This window comes from Alishewanella aestuarii B11, assembly GCF_000280055.1.
Classification (GTDB): Bacteria; Pseudomonadota; Gammaproteobacteria; order Enterobacterales; family Alteromonadaceae; genus Alishewanella; species Alishewanella aestuarii.
Genome location: NZ_ALAB01000038.1, coordinates 31824 through 49707 on the forward strand (window position 1 = coordinate 31824; position 17884 = coordinate 49707).

Consider the following 17884-nt stretch of genomic DNA (forward strand, 5'->3'; position numbering starts at 1 on the left):
CATAGAAAAGCAAGAAGGAAGGCTATGCTATCAGATATTTTAATTGGTTTGGGTGCGCTCGGGTTAATCCTACTGGGTATGGACTGGCTGAGCAAGGGGCTAAAAGCTGCAGCCGGTCGCTCCCTGATGCAGTTCCTCGAACGCAGTACCCAAAAATCCTGGCAGGGTTTGCTCTTTGGTACGGCCGCCACCGTCGCCGTGCAATCTTCAACCGTGATTACTGTCACCACCATAGGTTTCGTCAATGCTGGTATCTTGTCGCTGCAAAATGCCGCCTTTGTGATTTATGGCAGTAATGTCGGGACCTCTCTGACCGGTTGGTTTGTCGCTTTAGTCGGCATGCAATTTAAAATTGATGCGCTGGCGATGCCGCTGATCGGCGTGGGGGCCTTATTAAAACTATTCGCAAAATCGGCACGGCGACAAGGTTTTGGCGAGGCATTGGTGGGCTTCGGTTTGTTTTTCCTGGGGCTGGCGTATTTGAAAGACAGTTTCGATACCGTCTTTGTCGATATCGAGTTTTCCCTGCTCAGCGAGCTTGGTGTCTGGGGCCTGTTACTCGGGGTGTTAATTGGCACCTTGCTGACCGTGGTGATGCAGGCTTCAATTGCGGTACTGGCGCTGGTTATTACGGCGACCTCAACTGGGGTTATTCCGTTGTCAGTGGCGGCTGCCTTTGTGATAGGGGCAAATTTAGGTACTACCTCCACCGCCATTATCTCGACCTTAGCTGCGACGGCAAAAGCCAAGCGGTTAGCCATGCTACATGTGATCTTTAACGTGGTAACCGGTGTCGTCGCTATCATTATCCTGACGCCCTTGCTGTGGTTAATCAGCCTGCTACAGAGCGCGCTGTTTCACGACCCGAATCCGGCGCTTAGCTTGGCGCTGTTTCATACCTTATTTAATATTTTAGGCGTGCTGCTGATGTGGCCGCTGACCAGCAGGTTGGTAAAGTTTTTAAATAGCCGCTTTCGGGCACAAAAAGCCGGCCAACTACGGGTGTTGGATGCTTCCAGCCTGAGTATTCCGGCTGTGGCGATTAAGACCCTGAGTATGGAGAGTTTAAGGGTAGGGCAACTGATAAGCGGTCAGGCGTTGCTGTTAAGTCAGGGGAAAACATTATCAAGCCAGAGTATTGAGCAGATCCGGCAGCTACAAAGTGAGATTAGCCACTATTTAACTTTGTTGGGCAAAAGCCAGCTGGCAGAGCATGAATCGCAGGCATTAAACGAACTAATCAAAAATCAGCTAAGGTTAGAAATGACATTACAATTACTACCTGAGTTAGCAGAGCAAGCCGAGCGCGATCCGCAAGCCTTTGTGCCAGAACAGGCTTTATGGCAACAACTCAGTTCGGCACATTGGCCGGATGCAGCACAGCAGATCCGTAGCTGTTATCGTGATTTGATGCGGCAACGGCAAAAATTGAAAGAACAGCTGTATCTGCTGGTGCTGACCGAACGTTTAACTAATGACTCCGGCGGCGATCAGCTGTTGCGTTTTGCCGAGCTGCGTCGTTTTAACCAACAATTAACCCGGGCTATGCTGGCACTTGCCAAACTGCATGGACCCCAACAAGCACCGCAAACTAGCGCGGTGAACCATGAGGAAATTAACCATGCCAGTTAATGCCAGTTTAACCTTCATCGGCGCCGCCAGGCAGGTCACCGGTTCCTGTTATCTGTTAAAGATGAATCAACAACAGTTTTTACTCGATTGCGGCATGGTGCAGGGCGCGGATCAGGTCAGAGAATGGCATAAATTCCGCTTCCCGTTTAAGCCAAAGGATATTGATGCCGTTATTCTGTCGCATGCGCATATTGATCATAGCGGCTTATTGCCTTTGCTGGTGGCGAAAGGCTTTGGCGGCAAGATTTACTGTACTCCGGGCACCGCCGAACTGTTACCGGTGCTGTTAAAGGACTCCGTCAATCTGTATTTAAAAGATCTGGAATGGCAAAACCGTAAAGCCTCCCGTGCCGGTAAGAAAATCTATGAGCCGGTGATGTCGCTGCAGGATGCTGAACGGGTGAGTGACTTAGTGCGGGTGCTGGGCTATAACAAAAGAGCCTTTCCGCTGCAGGGCGTCGAGCTGGAGTTTGCTGATGCCGGCCATATTCTGGGGTCGGCCATAGTGCAGCTCTGGCTAAAGGGGAAGCAGGCGATGAAAAAGCTAGTGTTCTCCGGTGATCTGGGGAATCCCGCGACTGTACTGCTGCCGGCACCAACCGAGATTGACCAGGCCGATATTGTGTTGATGGAAAGTACCTATGGTAATCGTAACCATCAACCGCTGGATAATACCATTGAGGAGTTTGCAACAGCGCTGGAACAAGCCTATAACGATGGCGGCAATGTGTTTATTCCGGCCTTTGCCCTGGGGCGCTCGCAGGAAATTCTGTATTACCTGGCACTATTGCACCGTCAGGGGCGGCTAAAGCAGCGCTTGGTATTTCTGGATAGCCCCATGGCTATCAGTATTACCAAAATTTACAGTGAGTATCTGCACCGGCTGGAGCAGGCAGATCTGGACAAAATCGGTTATAAGAAGGGCATGACACTGGAGCAGCTGTTGCCGATGCTAAAGGTGTCAGAAACCGTTGAGGATTCCACTGCAATCAACAGAGTTACTCATGGCGCTATTATTATCGCTGGCAGCGGCATGTGTAATGGCGGTCGCATCGTACACCATTTGAAACATAATTTATGGAAAAACACCAACCATCTCATCTTTGTTGGCTTTCAGGCCAGAGGCACCCTCGGCCGGCGTTTGGTGGACGGTGAAAAGCGGGTGAAAATTTTCGGCCAGGACACAGTGGTAAAAGCCAAATTGCATACCATTGGCGGCTTTTCTGCACACGCCGGACAAACTGAGCTAGTGCGCTGGGCCACCGCCATTGGCGGAGCGCCCGAGTTCTATCTGGTGCATGGTGAACCTGAGGCACAGCAGGTACTGCAAGAGGTACTGGCTGAGGCCGGTATCCAGGCGCAGATCCCGGAGCAGGGCCAGCAGATCCTGTTTTAATAAGTTGAGGGCAGCCTCTGGGCTGCCCTCGATCTTATCTCTGTTAAGGCCTGGCTGGTCAGATTTAGGCCTGGATTTCAGTTGGCGTAACCTCGTCACTCGGGTAGCAGCCCAGCACTTTGACAAACTTAGTCAGATTGTTCAGCTCTTCCAGCGCGCGGGTCATGGCGTAGTCGTTCAGATTGGCGCTGACATCGACATAAAACATCTCTTCCCACGGATTACCCGGAATAGGGCGTGACTCGAGTTTGCTCATACTGATGCCATGTTGTTTCAGTACCAGCAGCGCTTCAACCAAAGCACCGGGTTGCTGGCCGGTATACATAATAAAGGTGGTTTTGGCCGGGATTGCTTTTGCCACCTGCACCGGTTTACGGGCAACCACAATAAAACGGCTGACGTTTTGTTTCTGATTCGCCAGTTCGCGGGTTAATACCTCCAGGCCATAGAGTTTGCCACCTTCCTCGCCGCCAATCGCGATAATAGTGGGGTCCTGTAACGCTTTTACCTTGGCAAAGGCGGCGGATGAACTTTCACAGTATTCAATTTTAACGTTAGTCAGCCCCAGTAAGAACTGGCTACACTGGGCAATTACCTGCGGATGTGAGCAGACCTGGCGTACTTTGCTCAGGTCGGTACCAGGCAGGCCGAGCAAGCAGTGCTCGATCGGATGGGTTAACTCTCCGACTATCGATAAGCGGGTGTGCTGCAGTAAGTCATATACCTCGTTAATAGAACCGGATGAGGTATTTTCAATTGGCAATACCGCATAGTCGGCATGGCCGGTTTCCACCGCTTTGACAATTTCATTAAAGCTGTCACAGCCCAGTTCAATAATGCGCTCGGCGCGGCGGGTAAAATATTTTTGCGTTGCCCAGTAGCTGTATGAACCCTGACCACCAAGGAAGGCTACCCGTACCGCCGGCGTATGTTCGCCATTTAACTGGCCCTGCACCTTGGCTTGTTGCTGTAGCACTGAGTCTTCGATAATGACATGATAAATTCGTGTCACATACTGCGCATCCAGTCCCAGCGGCTTACCTTGCTCAATCAGCGACAGTAATAATTCCTGTTCCCGCTTCTGATCGCGAATGGGCTTATTCTGCGTTAACTTCGCTTCGGCGACGGCCAATGCCAGCGCACGCCTTTTTGCCAGTAACCCCAATAACTGCTGATCGGTATCGCTGATCGCGGTTCTGATCTGATCTAATTCCATAACGGCCTCTGTGCTGATAGCTACTAAAACGACTCAAAAAAAAACCTCCCGGCTTGGGAGGTTTCTGCTTAACGCGCGCGCACGGTCAGCTACCTCCTCGCTAAGGTGGTAAAGCTAAAAAAACCGAGCACAACTGAAACTGTTTTCATACCAGCACCATAATCCGTCTGGATGGCCAAAGTCAAGGGGCTGGCAGCAGCTGCTGCTGATATTTTTCCGGCCCCGGTAAAAAGGGCAGGGCTATTGCTGCCTGCCAGTAACGATGGTCTGCCCGGTAAAAGGGTGACAGCGGATGCCCGGATTGTCCTGCCGGAATCACCAGAATGCCGCTTTGCTCCTGGCCGGGAGCCACCACCATCCGTTGCGATTGGCCAAAGGCCGCATGCTGTACCCGCGGCATATGGCTGTCACCGGCTAGCGGCGTGGCCGGCATATTCAGCCAGCGGCCGAGCAGTGGTATAGCTGAAGCCAGCGGATGCTCGATCCGCGCACTGTTGCGTTTGCCCCAGTTGGCCTGCTGCAAACTGCCATACTGCGCCAGGATCTTCTGTTGGCTATCCCGAGCGGCGCTTAACAGCAGCTCCTGCCAGCTGCTATATGCCGCCGGTAAGGTATCCGGGCGCTGCTGTTGCCACAGCAGCCAAAACGGGGTTTCCATCGAATATTTTAGATCGCTGCTGCGGGCGCCGGCTTGCTCCAGTAATGCAGCGATGGGGGCAAAGGTCAGCTCCAGCATGCTAAGCCGGAATTGCCGCAGCAGGGTATAACCTATGGCATCCGGTGCGGCGTAATCTGAGGATTCGGCAATATACTGACGAAAATCGCTTAATCCCGTTTCTTCCGCCACAGTAGGACTGAGCTCGGCTAACAGCAGCTGTTGCCAGCGGCTTAACAGCACAGCGCGATGATCGAGTTGAATACGGTGCAGGGCATTTTCGTCGGCGTCATTTAACTGTTGCAGGCTGCTCGCGATCTGATGGCCACGGGCACCTAAATCATAGCCGCCATTGCCAATCAGCCGATAAGCATCTCCCCCTATGGTTCTGGCATTGGCAGACCAGAGATGACCGGAGTCCGGGTTGAGGATGCTGGGATAAGCGTCGGCTGGCAGTATCTCTCCCCAAAAATTACTGCCCTGATGCCAGACCTGAGCGGTGTCCCAGTCGGCGACCTGACGTTCCGGGATCGGGCCAAACACTGTCCAGCCGATATTGCCGGCGGCATCTGCGACTAACAGATTCTGTGCTGGAATGCCGATAGTTGGTGCCAGTGCTAAGGCCTCGGCTGCACCAGTGGTGACTTCCAGTTGCCGAAGATTAAAGTTTACCGCATAGGGTTGATGCGCAATCCAGCGCAGCGCATAAGGTTGCTCGTCAGGAAAGGGGAGCAGCGGGCCCCACTCGGTGTAAAGCACCGTTAGCTGCTCCGTCGGGGCATCTTTAATGTGGATCTGCTCCTGATAGTGCTTTACATCTTGCCAGCCCTGGGGGCTTAGATATTGCTGCTGGTCCTCTGACAAGGTCACTTTGACCAGATCATGCCAGTCTGCGGTGGTATTAGTAAAACCCCAGGCAATATGACCGTTAGAGCCAACGACGATAGCCGGGGTACCGGGTAAGCTTAAACCCGTGACTTGCCGGCTCTGTCCCTGTTGCTGCCAGTTCAGCTGTACCTTGTACCAGATCCCGGGTACCCGCTGTGACAGGTGCATATCATCGGCCAGAATAGCCGCACCGTGCGGGGTGGCGCTGCCTGCTACGGCAAAATTATTGCTGCCAAGGTCAGTGGCATCTTTAATAGCACAATGGCTGCAGCTTAGCTGTTGTCTTAAGATCGCCGGATAAGGGCTATCGGGTACAGGGACGGCGTTAACCCGGCTGTGATCAATGGCTGCTTGCCAGTCGGCACTGTGTTGCTGCAGAAACTGATACCAGTCTGCGGGCAGGGCAGCACTGAGCTTGGTCATCGCATATTCGTCACGTCCCGCCTTGCCCTGTAAATCCAGGTACATGCTATAGATCACCAGTAAGGTATCGGCTTCCAGCCAGGCTTCAGGCTCAGCTTTAAGTAAGCTGTATTCAAAAGGCGGGCGGGCTAAGCTGGCAAGGCCTTCATTTACGCCACGGCTATAAGCGGCCAGCAATTGCAATTCGTCTGCCGGTAATGTGGTCAGCAGTTGCTCAGCACGGCGACGAAAAAGGTGGGGTCTTTGCTGTTGGTCCTGAGCCAGAGCGCGTAAGCCAAATAACGCAGAGAGCTCACCGGCCGCGAAACGGCGGCTGACATCCATTTGAAAAAAACGCTCCTGTGCATGGGCAAAGCCCAGCGCGTAGGCGGCATCAGTACGCTCCGTTGCGCGGATCACCAGGTAGCCCAGGGCATCGCGTGCCAGGGTAACGGGATCCGCCACTGCCGCCTGATAGCGGCCATTATAGTCCGGTAAACTGCCTCGTAAAAACAGATACAGGCTGCCGGAACAGACTAAAATCAGCAGTAATAGTAGCGCAAACAGCCAGCTTAATATTTTCATCTTTCTAATCCGCTGGTATAAAATCAAAAGGTTAGCACAACAAAAGGAAAGCTCAATGTTGATCAAGGTACAAGTCTGGGATTTAGCGGTGCGGGTATTTCATTGGTCACAAGTCGTGCTGTTGGCTGGGCTCTGGTATACCGGTAATGAAGGCCTGATGGCGCAGCATCAGCTACTGGCCTACACGCTGGCGGCCTTGCTGATCGCCCGTATTTGCTGGGGATTTTATGGCAGTGCCAGTGCCCGTTTTAGTCACTTTGTTGCGTCGCCACTGGCGGCTGTGCGCTATTTACGGCGGCCGGTACCGGTACTGGGGCATAATCCGGCGGGAGGCTATATGATCCTGGCATTGATACTGCTGCTGAGTCTGCAATTACTGACCGGTTTGGCGACTTTTGATAACAGCTATATCAGTGATGGCCCGCTGGTACGCTATTTATCAGAGGAATGGGTGTCACTGGCATCGAAAATTCATAAGCTGAATATTGATCTGATCCTACTGTGCGTAGCGGTGCATATTCTGGCCGCACTCTGGCACAGTATTCGCTACGATAACGTGATTTGGGCGATGTTAAGTGGCTATAGTAAAACAGCGAATCGCAATGATGCACCGAAACTGCGTGCCAGCTGGAGTTACTTTGTGCTGGTTGCAGCCTTGCTGGCGCTATTTTATTACTGGCAGGGCGCAGTATTACTGCGTTTTATCTAATAATGATTAATCGACATGGGGCAGTGCCGAGTACTGCCCCTCTTGGTCAGACGTAAACTGCGGTTAATCCGCTTTATATTTGTCGTGACAAGCTTTGCAGTTACGGGCAAAGTCACCAAAGGCTTTGCGAATTTCTGCCTGTTCAGCGGTTTTCGCCGCAGCTAACAGTGCTGCAGCGTCAGCTGCCAGTTTTTCGCCGCGCTCCTGAACTTCCGGCAAATTGTTCCAGATGGCAGGTTTAACCTTGCCGCCAGCTTCCTGAGCACCGGGTACCGTAAAGCTTTCCCAGGGTAACTGACTCAGTAATGCCAGGGCTTCAGCACGACGTTGCACCCGTTCTGCATCAAAGGCAACATTACCACGGATCATATCCTGAATATCGCCCATATTATGGCGGATTAACTGGAAACTGGCCTGGCGGTAACTCACAGCGTCTTTGCCGTTAGTAAAGGCGGTGTTGGCAACTACCGGCAAGGCCAGGGATGCAGATAACAGAGTAGCAAGCAGGGCTTTTTTCATTTGTGTAGTCTCTTCTGTTAGATTAACGTAAAACACGGTAAAGTATTAAACAGGTGTAACTGTACCTGTCATTGGCACTCCAAGTCACTATAACAGTAGCGAGCCCTATAGGTGAAGGATCTTACTCAGAATAAGGCGACAGGGATAAACTCAATCGGTTTAAAGGTATCGGCCATTGTTTTTCTGGCGGTGCTGTTAACCGGATTGACTATTACTTTAGCATTTACCACATATCAACAGAATATCATACTGCAGCAACAGCAGCAGGGGATCAATCGTACCGCTGAAAATTATCAGCAGCAGTTTGAGCGTCAGCTGCAGGAACTACAGTTAAAAGCGTCCAGAGCGCAGCAGGTGCTATTGCGGCACCTGATGCGATCAGAACTGCCTGTTCCCTCTGTAACCGAACGGTTGAACGCTAATGATGGTAGCCAACGTCTTCGCGATGAATGGTCAGGCGTCTATCTGCCAGCAGGAAGTGCGACAGCAGCTAATTCGCCAGAGTTGAATAATACAGCGCGAGCCTGGCAGCAAATGATGCCGCTGCTACAGCAAGAATTTGCCAGTGTATTTTTTATGTCTGCCAGTGGTTATTTACGAATAGCGCCGGCCGATTGGGTGATGCACGTTGAATCCACGGTATCTGCGACCGAAAATCCGTTGTTTCAATTGGTCGCCCCGGTGGCCAATCCGGAGCGGGCACTGCGCTGGAGCCCAATCTATTACGATGCAGTGTGGCAGAAATGGTTTGTCAGTCTGTTACTACCGGTTTATCAGCAGGATCGCTTCCTTGGCGTGATGGGCTTTAGTGTGAACTTGCAGGAATTGACGCAAAATCGCGCTAACCTGGGCTTCTGGAGCCCGCTGAACCGGAGTCAGCTGTTGGACGCTAACGGACAATCACTGTTGGTGGCGCGCCAGGAGCAGTCGCTGCCGATGTTCAGCATTTATCGGGCCGGCGGACCAGCGGAGCCGCAGTTAGAGCAGGTGGCCAGGTCACTGGCCAAAACGGGGCTCTCACAGCCGTTGGCTCCGCTGGCACCGGACTACTTGCTGACGGTCAGTGCTTTACCTACGCTTAATTGGTATCTCTTGTTGTATCAGGACCGGCGACAGTTGCTGGCGGAACAGCAACAACTGCAGCGGCAAGCCTTATTGCTTTGTGTCGCAATAGCGCTGTTACTTACCTTACTGCTGTATTGGTTTATTCATCAGTTATTACTGAAACGGTTAAAACGGCTGGCATTTGCAGTTGACCGGCTGGGGCAGGGCTTACTACCTGGCTTATTTTTGGATAACAAGACAGACGAGCTGGGGATGCTGAATCGGGCATTCGTTAGTATGTCACGCGAAATCAGTGATTTGGTCGAAGGTCTAAATAGCCGGATCGCGGAAAAAGAGCAGGCGGAATTACAGGCGCGAAAACTCAGCAAAGCGGTGTCGTTTTCCAGTTCGGGCATTGCGATTACCAACCGTCATCTGGAAATTGAATACCTGAATCCTTTTCTACTGGAAATGTTGGCGCAGGACGGCAGCCAACTCAACGGTAGTTCGCTATTAAAGTTATTTGCCACCGATCTACAACAGTTGCAGTCTGACATCAGTCATACCCTGGAGCACCGCCAGCACTGGCATGGCGATGTGATTTTACAACCCAGTCAGGGACAGGATGAGGTACCGCGCTGGGTGACACTTGCCATTGCACCGATCCGGGATGATAAGGGTATGCTTAGCCATTATGTGGCGACGATGCAGGATATTTCCTTTATTAAACAAAGTCAGAAGCAAATGGAGCAGTTGGCGTATTATGACGCCCTGACGGGACTGGCGAACCGTAGCTATTTCCGGGATCAGCTACGCAAAGCGATCAGCATGTCACAACGCGGTTATTATAGTTTTGCTTTGCTTTATTTTGATTTAGATGAGTTTAAGCTGATCAACGATACGCTGGGCCACGATGCCGGTGATGAGCTGTTGATTGAAGTTGCCCGCCGCTTGACCGGTCGTTTGCGTGACGACGATTTAATCGCCCGTTTAGGCGGCGACGAATTTGCCGTGATTCTGAGTGATATTAAAGATAAAGGCCATGTTGGGCAGATTGCGGCAGAGTTACAGCAGGCTTTTGCTTCCCCGGTACGTCTTGGCCGTCAGGAAGTGGCGATCAGCTCGTCGATTGGTATTACCATTGCACCTGACGATGGTATTGACGAGGAGCTGTTACTAAAACACGCCGACCTTGCCATGTACGAAGCCAAGGCCCGCGGTAAAAACACTTACCGCTTTTTCTCGCAGGCGCTTAATGATGCCGCCAACCAAAGGTTGTTAATTGAGAATCAGCTGCGGGAAGCAATCCGCGAGCAGCAGTTTATTCTTTATTATCAGCCGAAAATTGACTTGGCTGAGGAGACGCTGGTCGGCTACGAGGCGCTAATCCGCTGGTTGCGGCCGGATAATACCCTGGTGCCGCCGGCACGTTTTATTCAGGTTGCGGAAAGTACCGGTTTAATTGTGCAGATCGGCGAATGGATTATCCTGGAAGCCTGTCGTTTTCTGGCTCGGCAACATAGCCGCGGTTATGCCGTCAGTGTGTCAATCAATCTGTCGGCCCGCCAGTTTAATGATGAGCAACTGGCGGTGATTATCGAGCAGGTTATCCGGCGCACCGGCGTCGATCCGGCTTATCTGGTATTTGAAATTACCGAAAGTATGTTAATGGGTGACACCGATGCGGCTATTAAACAGCTAAATCAGTTAAAGCGTCTCGGTGTCTCTTTATCTATTGATGACTTTGGTACAGGCTATTCCTCGCTTAATTATTTAAAACGCTTTCCGGTTGATGAGTTGAAAATTGACCGCTCCTTTGTCAAAGATATTCCAGAAGATCAAAATGATATGGATATCGTGGCTGCTATCATCGCTATGGCGCAGAAGATGCAGCTGCGGGTGGTGGCGGAAGGGGTGGAGTCAGAAGCTCAGGCCGAGTTTTTAAAGCAGAATGCCTGCTATCTGGTACAGGGCTACTATTTTAGTATGCCGCTGGCCGAGCAGGAGTTAAGTCAGCTGACTTTTAATATAAAAACGCAGGGGTAAACCCCGCTTCACTCAGGAAAATGTTATGACATCAGCTCGCCTGTCTTTGCTGAGCCTGGCGCTATTCGGTGGCTACAGTGCTGCCGGTATCGCGGCTCAGACAACACCGCAGCTTGGGATCCGCGATAAAACACCAAATCTGGTCGCGCTGACCAATGCCACTGTGCAAACCGAACCCGGTAAAACCCTAACCGCTGCCACCATCCTGATCCGGGATGGTAAAATTGAGGCCGTCAGCAGTAATGGCCGGGTGCCGGCGGGCTATCAGCAGCGGGATCTCAGCGGTTATACGGTCTATGCTGGCTTTATTGATCCCTATACTCAGTATGGGGTGCCAAAGGCAGGTGAGGGGGAAGGTTTTAGTTTTGGCCGCCGCCCGGTGTATGAAAACGAGCGCCGTGGTGGTAATGCCGCCAATGATGCGATCCATGCGCAGCAGCGCTGGGTAACCCAGTTTAAGCCGGATAGTAAGGCCGCTGCTGACTTTCTGAAACAGGGTATTACCGTGGTACAAAGTGCGCGGCAGGATGGCATTTTCCGCGGTACGGCTTTTGTTGCTTCTCTGGCTGATGATTTACCCAATAATCTGGTACTAAAGGCCGATGCGCAGCATTTTATGGCCTTCAGTAAGGGCAGTTCGAAACAAACCTATCCCTCGTCGTTGATGGGCGCTATTGCGCTGATCCGTCAGACCTTATCCGATGCCAATTGGTATCAGGCGGCGACCTCGCGCGAAGTGACTACTGTCAATGGTCAGCCGCTGGAGTTTAATGCCGCTCTGGCGGGTCTGGCGACGATAAAGCAGCAGGGCGTATTGTTCGATACCAGCGATGAGCGCTCTTTGCTGCGGGCCAGCCGCTTATTAGCCGAATTTGATATCAGCAATGCCTTATTGTTGGGCTCGGGTTATGAATACAGCCGGCTGGAGCAGATTAAAGCGACCGGCAAGCCGATACTATTACCGCTCAATTTCCCGGCTGCGCCGGATGTCACGATTGCTGAGCAGCGACTGGACGTCAATCTGGCGGATTTACGGCATTGGGAGCGGGCACCGGCGAACCCGGCAGTACTGGCTCAAGCGGGTGTGCGCTTCGCCTTTACCAGTCATGGTTTAACAAAGAAAGCCGACTTTATCCCCAATCTGCGTAAAGCAGTGCAGCATGGCCTTAGTCAGCAGCAGGCGCTGGCCGCACTGACTACTGTACCGGCAGAGCTGCTGGGGCTGGGACAACAACTGGGTAAGGTGGCGCCGGGCTATCAGGCTGATCTGGTGATCAGCCGTGGTGACCTGTTCGCCGAAGGCGAAATTGTTGCAACCTGGTTGCGCGGCCAGGAAAATCGCTTTACGCCGGTGCAGCCGCCGGTTTTTGCCGGTAAGTACCAGTTTAATCTCGACGGTCAAAGCATCGATATCACGATTAGCGGTACTGCACCCAAGCTTGCAGGTGAAGCAGTACTGGGTGAGAAAAAAGCCAAACTGGAGCATCTGCGGGTGCAAGATCAGCGGCTGCAATTTAGTTTGCCGTTAAGAGCCTTAACTGAGCAGGCGATAGTGCTGCAGTTTAATGGTGTGCTGACTGGCGAGCAGTTAAGCGGCTACTGGCTGGATGCCGCCGGTAAGCAGCAACTGCTGACTCTGCAACGCAGTGCGGTAGAGCCCAAGGCCCCTAAAGCGGCTGCAGAGCCGGCAACACAACTCTCCAGACTGACCTATCCAAACCGTGCCTTTGGCCTGAGCGCCTTGCCGGTTACGGAAAAACTGCATATAAAAAATGCCACTATCTGGACCGCGACCAGTGCTGGTGTAATGCAAAATACTGACTTGCTGGTCAGTAACGGTAAGTTTGAGAAAATTGGCCAGAATCTGGCAACGCCACGTGGCTACCGGGTAATTGATGCCAGCGGCCTGCACCTGACACCGGGTATTATCGATGAGCACTCGCACATTGCAACTGAGCAGGGCGTGAATGAAGGCTCTCATGCCAATACTGCTGAAGTACATTTGGGCGATGTGATTAATCCGGATGATATTAATATCTACCGTGCCCTGGCAGGCGGTGTAACTACGGTACAGGTATTGCACGGTAGTGCTAACCCTATTGGTGGCCGGGCGCAGATTATCAGCTTACGCTGGGGCGCGGATGCCGAGGGCATGAAGTTCCGTAACGCGCCACCGAGCATCAAGTTCGCACTGGGTGAAAACGTGAAACAGTCAAACTGGGGCACGGAATTTAATACCCGTTATCCGCAAAGCCGTATCGGCGTTGAAACCTTTATCCGCGACCAGTTCCAGGCCGCCAAAGAGTATCAGGCCGCCTGGCAGGTTTACAACAAGCTGTCGCGTCGCGAGCAAGGCCGTACCGTGCCGCCGCGGCGTGATTATCAACTGGAAACGCTGGTCGAAATTCTGGAAGGAAAACGCCATATCCATACCCACTCTTATGTTGCCTCAGAAATTCTGATGCTGATGCAAGTTGCCGATGAGATGGGCTTTAAGGTCAATACCTATACCCATATTCTGGAAGGCTATAAGGTGGCCAGTGAGATGCAGGCACACGGTGCCAGCGTGTCAACCTTCGCCGACTGGTGGGGCTTTAAGATGGAAGTGAATGATGCCATCCCAACCAATACCTGTCTGATGCATGAGCAGGGTTTGTTAGTGAGTGTTAACTCTGATGATCCGGGCCTGCTGCGCCGGCTGAATCAGGAAGCGGCCAAGTCGACCATGTATTGCAATATGGATGAGCATGAAGCGCTGAAGATGGTCACCATTAATCCGGCCAAACAGCTAAAGATTGACGACAGAGTGGGGTCTATCGCTGAGGGTATGCAAGCCGACTTCGTGCTGTGGGATCAGCATCCGTTGTCGGTGTACAGTGTGGTACAGCAAACCTGGATTGAAGGCGCCCGCTACTTTGACCGCAATAGCGACCTGGCACAGCGTGAGCAACTGGAAAACGAGCGCCAGCAGCTGATCCAAAAAGTGCTAACCGCCGGTGAATCGGCGCGCCAGGGCAGTACCAACAGTTACAAACAGGACGATCCGATCTGGCATTGTGAGGATAACGACGACTGGCTGAAACTGCGTTTTGGTTTTGGCGACCATTTACATAGCCATGGTCATGCCCACGGAGGACAACACTGATGAAACTGATTAAATCCTTACTGGCTGTCGCCTGTGTGCTGGCAGCCGGCAGTGCTGGTGCGGTGAATCCGGTCCCGGGCACGGCACAGACTGAACCCTTGTTACTAAAAAACGCCACAGTGCACTCTGTGGTTGCTGCACCTGCGGTGCAGGATGTGCTGATTCAGGATGGCAAAATTGCTGCCGTCGGTACTAACCTGACGGCACCTGCCAATGCCAGAGTGCAGGATCTTAGCGGCAAGAACCTGTATCCGGGACTGATTGCGCTGATTAATCAACTGGGCTTGATTGAGGTGGAAGCGGTACGGGCTACCCGTGACGATCGGGAAATCAGCGCGACCAATCCGGATCTACGCACGGAAGTGGCCTTTAATGCCGATTCGGTCGTGATCCCAACGATCCGGAGCAATGGTTTTAGCCACAGCCTGATTTACCCGTCCGGCTCGCTGATCACCGGGCGCTCAGCCCTGATGCAACTGGATGGTTGGAACTGGCAGGACGCGCTGGTGCAGTCCAGTGTTGGCTTGCATGTCAATTGGCCGCGGATGGGGATTCAAACCGGCTGGTGGGTGCGTGACAGTGTCGAACAGCAGCAAAAACGTCAGGCAGAGCAATTGGCAAAGCTGCAGGATTACTTTAGCGCTGCCCATGCCTATTACCTGGCTGAGCAAGCGGGCCTGAATCGTGGCCGGGATTCGCGTTGGCATGCGATGTTAAGCTTCTTCGAAGGCAAGTTACCGCTGTTTGTGCATGCTGATGACCCGCGGCAAATGCGCCAGGCGATGCTGTTAGCGCAGCAGTATGGTGTCAAGCTGGTGATTGTTGGTGGGCGCGATAGCTGGCGCATTGCCGATGAGCTGGCGGCGAATAAGGTCGCCGTGATCTATACCGCACCTTATGGTTTACCAACCCGTGGCGATGAAGCCTACGATCAGGCCTTTAGTGCGCCGGGCGTGTTAAAACGGGCCGGGGTGCAATTCGCGTTGTCGCTGGATGGTTTCTGGGATACCCGGAATCTGGTATTCGCTGCCGGTCATGTTACCCGCTATGGTCTGGATCAGGCCGAGGCGCTACGTGCCCTGACGCTGGATGCCGCTGCCATTGCCGGCGTTGCCGATCGTTTAGGATCGATTGAAGTTGGTAAAAGCGCCAGTCTGGTGGTATCCAGCGGTGATATCTTTGATTATCGCGGCCATCAGGTTGAACAGATGTGGATCGACGGCCGTAGTGTGGATTTAGATAACCGGCACAAGCAACTGCACCGGCGCTATCAACAGCGTTATCAGCAGCCAAGCCAAAGCGTGCAGCCCTGAGACCGGCGCTGAAGTTCTGAGGTGCCGCTCTGGCACCTTTTTTGTTTTTAAATTGTTGATGTAGAAGAGAACAACCCAATGAAAAAACCTATAATGCTGGTGCTGGCTGCCGCTCTTACTCTGCTGGCGTGCGGTAAGCCTGCACCGCTTTCTGAGCCCAAAGCGGACCCGCTTAAAATTGAAAGCCATTTACGTTTTCTGGCCGATGATTTGCTGGAAGGGCGGGATACCGGTAGCCGTGGCCATGAGATTGCCTCGCTCTATATTGCCGAGCAGTTCCGGGCTTTGGGGCTGAAGGGTGCCGCAGCAGATGGCGGATATTACCAGCAGGTGCCACTGCGTAAGGCATTATTGCTGCCTGGTAGTGCCAAGCTGAGTTTTCAGTTTGCTGATAAGACAGAGGAGCTCAGCTATCCGCAGCAATTCTTTACGGGGCCCAGTTTACAGCAAACCTCAGTAGCACTGAGTGCGCCGATGGTGTTTGTTGGCTATGGCCTGGTGTCTGATGCCTTTGCGTTAAATGATTATGCCGGGTTGGATGTTGCAGGTAAGGTGGTGGTGATGCTGGCAGGCCTGCCGGCCAGTCTACCCAGTGAAGAGCGCGCTTACCTTGGCAGTATGAAAACGGAATTTGCCGCTGAGCGCGGTGCCGTCGGTATTTTAACCGTACATACCCCGCAGCAGGAACAAACCCGGCCTTATGCCAATAGTTTGCTGTATTTAAATACGCCCAGTATGACCTGGCTTAATGAAGCCGGCGAACCGGGGCGCGGCTTTGCGCAGTTAAAAGGGAGTGCTTACTTACATCCTGATGCGGCGAAGGCGCTGTTTGCAGCAAGTGGCAAAGTACTGGATGAGATTTTTCAACAACTGGAACAGGATGCCATTCCGCAAGGTTTTGCCCTGAACGGTATTGTTAATCTGCAAAGCGAAAGCAGCCATCAAAGCATTAGCAGTCCTAATGTGTTGGCGCTGCTGCCGGGTTCAGATCCGACGTTAAAACACGAGGTCGTGGTGTTAAGCGCGCACTCAGACCATATTGGTTTGGCTAACGATTTACGTACCAGTGATAAAGTGAATAACGGTGCTATGGATAATGCCGCCGGTACCGCGATTTTACTGGAAACCGCGCGCTTATTTGCCGCCCTGCCTGAGGCGCCGAAGCGTTCAATTTTATTTGCTGCGCTGACTGGTGAAGAGAAGGGCTTACTGGGCGCTGATTACTTCGCCAGGAATCCGCCGCTGGCGATTGAAAAGCTGGTAGCGAACGTCAATCTGGATATGCCGGTACTGCTATATCCCTTTGCTGATCTGATTGCTTTTGGTGCCAATCATTCTACGCTGGGTGATGTTGTCGCCAGCGCGGCAGAAAAAGAGGGCATTAAGCTGAGTGCCGATCCGATGCCAGAGCAGGCGATTTTTACCCGCTCTGACCATTTTCGTTTAGTGCAGCAAGGTGTGCCGGCGGTCTTTTTAATGACGGGTTTTACCTCGCAGGATCCGACTCTGGATGGCGGTAAGATCTGGGGCAGTTTCTTTGCCAAGCATTATCATAAGCCCTCAGATGATATTCCGAGTCTGGAACGGGACTACGGCCCGATCCGCTATGATGCCGGCGCGGTCTTTACCAATATTAATTTTAATATTGCGCTGGATGTTGCGAATACCGCTCAGCGGCCGCTGTGGCGGAAACAGAGTTTCTTCACCGGCGTTTTCGGCCGGCCGGATAATTCCGAGCAATAAGCCCTAAACACAAACGGCAGCCTTGGCTGCCGTTTTACTGTTAACTTGCAGGTCAGCTAGCCACCGGCTTGTTTTACCTGATAACCTTTTTGCTGCAGTACAGCCGTAACCTGGCCGCGTTTATCGCCCTGGATCTCTATCATGCCATCTTTTACCGCACCACCACAGGCGCATTTCTTTTTTAGCTCTGAGCAAAGGGCATTCAGTTGCTCTGCACTGCCGGTTATACCACTGATGGTGAGCACAGTTTTGCCGCCACGGCCTTTGGTCTCACGTCTTACCCGCAGCGCACCATCGGCGTAGGCGGTACCCAGGTTTTCTGGCGCTGCCTTGCTGTTAATACGACCACTGGCAGTAGAATAAACCAGATCGCTATCGGCATGGGCTGGCGCTGCAGGCTCCGCGCCTGTGCTGGCGCCAAGTTGAGCTTGCCAGTCGGCAAGCGAGATCTTTTTACTCATCGGAAAATGGCTTGTCAGTTCGAATAGCGCAGAGCTTACTGAGCGCGATGAACAGAGGCAAGTTTTTCTGTGGTCAGCTTGGTTTTTTAGTGGCTTCTGGTAGAATGATGCGCATTATTTTAGAAATCTG

At 52.6% G+C, this 17884-nt stretch carries 11 protein-coding genes; 7 read left to right on the plus strand and 4 right to left on the minus strand.

Annotation, left to right across the window (positions count from 1 at the left end; all coding sequences use genetic code 11):
* The first annotated feature begins 24 nt into the window (after positions 1-24).
* Positions 25-1632: a Na/Pi cotransporter family protein gene (locus AEST_RS14110; protein WP_008609842.1), complete on the plus strand. Its 1608-nt coding sequence runs from the start codon at positions 25-27 to the stop codon at positions 1630-1632.
* Positions 1622-3028 carry an MBL fold metallo-hydrolase RNA specificity domain-containing protein gene (locus AEST_RS14115; RefSeq protein WP_008609843.1) on the plus strand — a complete coding sequence of 469 codons (1407 nt, stop codon included), beginning with the start codon at positions 1622-1624 and terminating at the stop codon, positions 3026-3028. The genes AEST_RS14110 and AEST_RS14115 overlap by 11 nt, the downstream gene beginning before the upstream one ends.
* A gap of 64 nt (positions 3029-3092) precedes the next feature.
* Here the strand turns inward: AEST_RS14115 and AEST_RS14120 are convergent, their stop codons facing one another.
* Positions 3093-4244 carry a chorismate mutase gene (locus AEST_RS14120; protein WP_008609844.1) on the minus strand — a complete coding sequence of 384 codons (1152 nt, stop codon included), beginning with the start codon at positions 4242-4244 and terminating at the stop codon, positions 3093-3095.
* 181 nt (positions 4245-4425) lie between these two features.
* A complete protein-coding gene (locus AEST_RS14125) occupies positions 4426-6774 on the minus strand; it encodes a penicillin acylase family protein (protein ID WP_008609845.1) in 2349 nt (782 codons plus the stop codon).
* 55 nt (positions 6775-6829) lie between these two features.
* Here AEST_RS14125 and AEST_RS14130 point away from each other — a divergent pair, with 55 nt between their 5' ends.
* On the plus strand, positions 6830-7483 hold the full coding sequence (locus tag AEST_RS14130; protein WP_008609846.1) for a cytochrome b/b6 domain-containing protein: 654 nt from the start codon (positions 6830-6832) through the stop codon (positions 7481-7483).
* Positions 7484-7546: 63 nt separating this feature from the next.
* Here the strand turns inward: AEST_RS14130 and AEST_RS14135 are convergent, their stop codons facing one another.
* Positions 7547-8002, minus strand: coding sequence for a c-type cytochrome (locus AEST_RS14135; protein ID WP_008609847.1), 456 nt, complete (start codon positions 8000-8002; stop codon positions 7547-7549).
* A gap of 204 nt (positions 8003-8206) precedes the next feature.
* Here AEST_RS14135 and AEST_RS14140 point away from each other — a divergent pair, with 204 nt between their 5' ends.
* The 4 genes from AEST_RS14140 to AEST_RS14155 all read left to right on the plus strand — a co-directional run bounded on the left by AEST_RS14140 (position 8207) and on the right by AEST_RS14155 (position 17293).
* Entirely contained in the window at positions 8207-11092 is a 2886-nt protein-coding gene (locus AEST_RS14140) for a bifunctional diguanylate cyclase/phosphodiesterase (protein ID WP_238534614.1), read from the plus strand.
* Positions 11093-11117: 25 nt separating this feature from the next.
* Entirely contained in the window at positions 11118-14237 is a 3120-nt protein-coding gene (locus tag AEST_RS14145) for an amidohydrolase family protein (RefSeq protein ID WP_008609849.1), read from the plus strand.
* A complete protein-coding gene (locus AEST_RS14150) occupies positions 14237-15550 on the plus strand; it encodes an amidohydrolase family protein (protein WP_008609852.1) in 1314 nt (437 codons plus the stop codon). Before AEST_RS14145 ends, AEST_RS14150 begins: the two co-directional genes overlap by 1 nt.
* Positions 15551-15628: 78 nt before the next feature.
* On the plus strand, positions 15629-17293 hold the full coding sequence (locus AEST_RS14155; protein ID WP_008609854.1) for a M28 family metallopeptidase: 1665 nt from the start codon (positions 15629-15631) through the stop codon (positions 17291-17293).
* A 56-nt stretch (positions 17294-17349) separates the two neighbouring features.
* Here AEST_RS14155 and AEST_RS14160 read toward each other — a convergent pair whose 3' ends face one another.
* Positions 17350-17754, minus strand: a complete 405-nt coding sequence (locus AEST_RS14160; protein ID WP_008609855.1) for a translation initiation factor — start codon at positions 17752-17754, stop codon at positions 17350-17352.
* Positions 17755-17884: the final 130 nt, after the last annotated feature.

What these genes read in the sequence shown, in the direction of transcription:
- AEST_RS14110 (WP_008609842.1), top strand. Translation starts at nt 25, where the DNA reads ATGCTATCAGATATTTTAATTGGTTTGGGTGCGCTCGGGTTAATCCTA.
- AEST_RS14115 (WP_008609843.1), top strand. Translation starts at nt 1,622, where the DNA reads ATGCCAGTTAATGCCAGTTTAACCTTCATCGGCGCCGCCAGGCAGGTC.
- AEST_RS14120 (WP_008609844.1), bottom strand. Translation starts at nt 4,244, where the DNA reads ATGGAATTAGATCAGATCAGAACCGCGATCAGCGATACCGATCAGCAG.
- AEST_RS14125 (WP_008609845.1), bottom strand. Translation starts at nt 6,774, where the DNA reads ATGAAAATATTAAGCTGGCTGTTTGCGCTACTATTACTGCTGATTTTA.
- AEST_RS14130 (WP_008609846.1), top strand. Translation starts at nt 6,830, where the DNA reads ATGTTGATCAAGGTACAAGTCTGGGATTTAGCGGTGCGGGTATTTCAT.
- AEST_RS14135 (WP_008609847.1), bottom strand. Translation starts at nt 8,002, where the DNA reads ATGAAAAAAGCCCTGCTTGCTACTCTGTTATCTGCATCCCTGGCCTTG.
- AEST_RS14145 (WP_008609849.1), top strand. Translation starts at nt 11,118, where the DNA reads ATGACATCAGCTCGCCTGTCTTTGCTGAGCCTGGCGCTATTCGGTGGC.
- AEST_RS14150 (WP_008609852.1), top strand. Translation starts at nt 14,237, where the DNA reads ATGAAACTGATTAAATCCTTACTGGCTGTCGCCTGTGTGCTGGCAGCC.
- AEST_RS14155 (WP_008609854.1), top strand. Translation starts at nt 15,629, where the DNA reads ATGAAAAAACCTATAATGCTGGTGCTGGCTGCCGCTCTTACTCTGCTG.
- AEST_RS14160 (WP_008609855.1), bottom strand. Translation starts at nt 17,754, where the DNA reads ATGAGTAAAAAGATCTCGCTTGCCGACTGGCAAGCTCAACTTGGCGCC.